Origin of the sequence: Paenibacillus sp. OT2-17 (genome assembly GCF_009827695.1) — a bacterium.
Classification (GTDB): Bacteria; Bacillota; Bacilli; order Paenibacillales; family Paenibacillaceae; genus Paenibacillus; species Paenibacillus polymyxa_B.
The window spans coordinates 1-1,505 of sequence record NZ_WUDQ01000736.1; the positions used below are offsets into that span (position 1 = coordinate 1).

At 53.0% G+C, this 1,505-nt stretch carries 1 protein-coding gene and 1 pseudogene; both read right to left on the reverse strand.

The genetic code is table 11. From position 1 onward, the window contains the following. Positions 1 to 1,174 (reverse strand): molybdopterin-dependent oxidoreductase (locus GRP75_RS26615; RefSeq protein WP_160790854.1); only part of this gene is annotated, 1,174 nt, incomplete at its 3' end. A gap of 86 nt (positions 1,175 to 1,260) precedes the next feature. Beyond that, positions 1,261 to 1,505, reverse strand: a pseudogene (locus tag GRP75_RS26620) (nitrite reductase large subunit NirB); the annotation flags it as partial.

Here is a 1,505-nt window from a genome sequence, read left to right on the forward strand (position 1 = left end):
TGCTTGGTTCAACTCCCCACACAGACGCCACATAGGCTCGATCTTCTTCATTCGCAATCGATCTGTAACCAGGAAGCTGGTCAGCCTTTTGGCCGTGCTCTCGCCCCCCTTGCCCGTTTCCCTGGCCTGTGACGGCCCCATAACCGCATCCTTCCCTTCCAATCTTGCCAGTGGCCAGCACCAGATTAAGAAATGCACGCACCGCCATATGTCCATCTGTCTGCTGTTCAACACCCCTGGCCGTAAAAACGATGCCGGTCTCCACACTGCCAAAGGCATGTGCTGCCTGCCGGATCATTTCTACCTCAATTCCGCACAACGCAGCCGATTCTCTCAGATCCACACCCTTCAAATGAGTCAACAGCTGGTCATAGCCGTTGGTCCGCTTGCGGATAAACTCTTCATTCGCAAATCCTTCGTCCACGATGACCTTTAGCATGGCATTGGCCAGTACAGCATCCATACCTGGCTTGATTTGCAAGTGCAAATCGGCGGCCGCCGCCGTTGGTGTCGCGCGCGGGTCAATTACAATGACAAACGCGCCGTTTTCCTTCGCCTGATGAAAGTAAGGCATTAAGGTCGGCTGGCATTCAGCGATATTCGTGCCTGCAAGCACAATACAACGAGCCAACGGAATATCAGCCAGTCTGCAGGTCAGTCCGCGATCAACGCCAAACACTTTACTGCCAGCGGATGCCGCTGCCGACATGCAGAAGCGCCCGTTATAATCGATATATCGCGTACCTACAGCTACTCTTGCAAATTTACCGAGTAAATAAGCCGTTTCATTGGAGAGTGAACCTCCACCGTAAATTCCGATTGCATCGGGACCCTGTGTGGACAGTAGCGTAGAGAAACTGCTAGCTATAGTATCCAACGCCTCTTCCCACTTGACGGGAACAAGTTTGCCCTCTTTGCGTATGAGGGGCTGTACCAGCCTTTCCGCATGAGTCGCATGCTGATGCGCATTCATTCCCTTGATGCACAGCCTACCCTGCGAGGCTGCATTAGGCTTCCCTTCCGCCTTATACACTGTACGGATGATACCCGCGAGTGTCTCCGTATCCGTGTTAACGGTCATCTTACATTGCACGCTGCAAAACGGGCACTGCGTATCCATTACTGCCGATACATGTAGCCCAGCTTCAGGTTTGCCTTCTCCTGACTTACACATCAAAGTCACCTCCCCTTCGCCATTTTTCGGAATTTTATTGTCTGCACACGATAGAATATCACCACAACTGAACTCAACCCATCACATCATCCTGTCAGCATTGTGGTCCGCAGGCTACCCGCCAGTCCACTTCGAAGAGCAGCGTCAAGCACACTTTCCCGTAATGCCAGAACGCCAGTCCTTTCAATCCACTCCCACATTTTCTCCCCATACTGGGCACTATGTCGGTATATTTGCAAGCAGGCTACAGCCATCAGGACCGCTTCTGCCGGGTCTTCCTCCAATCCATGCAGCTGCCCCTGGCGAACCGGATGCTCTGCATGGCCACCGG